Consider the following 1,799-nt stretch of genomic DNA (forward strand, 5'->3'; position numbering starts at 1 on the left):
ATCATCCAGAGCGGCGTGATCGGCAAGGTCACCTCCATTGACTTCAGCTGGGTCCTGGACACGGTCCACGGCGCGGACTACTTCCGCCGCTGGCACCGGGAGAAGAAGAATTCCGGTGGCCTGCTGATCCACAAGGCATCGCACCACTTCGACCTCGTTAACTGGTGGATCAATGACGTTCCCGAGCGCGTGTTCGCATCCGGCGGGCTGAAGTTCTACGGCGACAAGAACGCCGCGGAGCGCGGCCTGGGACCGCGTCCGGAGCGTGGAACGCCCGACGTCGACAGCCCCGGCTTCGGGGACAAAACAGTCGAAAAGGATCCGTTTGCGCTGGACCTGCGCGACGATGAGCGCCTCAAGGCACTCTTCCTCGACAACGAGCACTACGACGGCTACCGCCGCGACCAGGACGTCTTCACCGGCGGCATCACCATCGAGGACAACCTGGCACTGGTGGTGGAGTACCAGGGCGGTCCGCGGCTGAGCTACTCCCTGAACGCCCACAGCCCGTGGGAAGGCTACCGCGTGGCCGTCAACGGCACCGAAGGCCGGGCCGAACTCGAAGTAGTGGAGCGCGCCGCCGTCCTGAGCAGCACCGACAAAAAGACAGTGGTTGACCCCAGCGCCACCCCTGTCGAGGAAGAGGACGCCATCCGGCGCAACGGTGAACGCCTGGTGGTCCAGCGCCATTGGGAAGCTGCCTACGAGGTGCCCATTGTCAACGGTGAAGGCGGCCACGGCGGCGGCGACGAGCTCCTCCTTTCAGACCTTTTCAACGGTCCGGGCGAGGACCCGCTGGGCCGTCCCTCCGGCTACCTTGACGGCCTCCGCTCCGTCTCCGTCGGCATCGCCGGCAACCGTTCGCTGGAGTCTTCACTTCCCGTCCGCATCGAGGACCTGGACCTCGGCGCCGACCTCCGCCGCGGCGCCTAGTCCGCGGCCCTGAAATCCTCAAGGAAACGATCATGAGCAGGATCTTTGTCACCGGCGGCTCGGGCCGGCTGGGACGCAGCGTGGTGGCCGGGCTGGCGCAAGCCGGGTACGACGTCATTTCCGTGGACCGCGACGCCATCCCGTCGGACCAGCTGCCGGCCGGCGTCGTCCAGGAAACCGGCGACCTGCTGGTCCCGGGCGAGGCCTTGCGCCTCCTGCAGGAAACCAAGCCCGACGCCGTCATCCACCTCGCGGCGATCGCCGTGCCGTTCAGCGCCCCGGAAGAAGTCATCTTCGCCACCAATACCCGGCTGGCCTTCGCAGTGATCAGCGCCGCCACGGAACTGGGTATCGGCAAGATCATCACGGCCAGCAGCCCCACCGCGCTGGGTTACGGCTGCCCGGCGGGCTGGCTGCCGGACAGTTTCCCGTTGGATGAGCGCACCACGCCCAAGCCGTGGAACGCGTACGCGCTGTCCAAGCTGATCGCCGAGCAGACCGTTCAGATGTTCGCCGCGGCCCAGGGGGAGAAGATCCGGTACGCCGCGTTCCGGCCCTGCTACGTGATCTCACCGGAGGAGTGGGAAGGTGCGCCCACGCAGCAGGGCCATACCGTGGCCGAGCGCCTGGCGGACCCTGCCCTGTCGGCTCCGGCACTGTTCAACTACGTGGACGCCCGCGACGTCGCCGACTTCCTGGACGTGCTCCTGCAGAGGATGGACTCCATCCCGAACGGGGAAACCTTCTTCGTCGGAGCAGCTGACGCCCTCGCAACGGCGCCACTGGCCGAGCTGATGCCGCGCTTCCTGCCCGGAAGCGAAGCCCTGGCCGCCGGCCTGACCGGCACCAGCCCCGCCTTCTCCATC

Annotated in this window: 2 protein-coding genes; both read left to right on the forward strand. The window is 67.2% G+C overall.

Annotation, left to right across the window (positions count from 1 at the left end):
• The coding region (locus ACLKOZ_RS22410) for a Gfo/Idh/MocA family oxidoreductase (RefSeq protein ID WP_436478470.1) at positions 1-933 on the forward strand (933 nt) is incomplete at its 5' end.
• Positions 934-965: 32 nt separating this feature from the next.
• Positions 966-1,799, forward strand: an 834-nt coding sequence (locus ACLKOZ_RS22415) for an NAD-dependent epimerase/dehydratase family protein (RefSeq protein WP_436478472.1), incomplete at its 3' end; no start/stop codon positions are given.

It is taken from the genome of Arthrobacter sp. R4, from assembly GCF_051365025.1.
Taxonomy (GTDB): domain Bacteria; phylum Actinomycetota; class Actinomycetes; order Actinomycetales; family Micrococcaceae; genus Arthrobacter.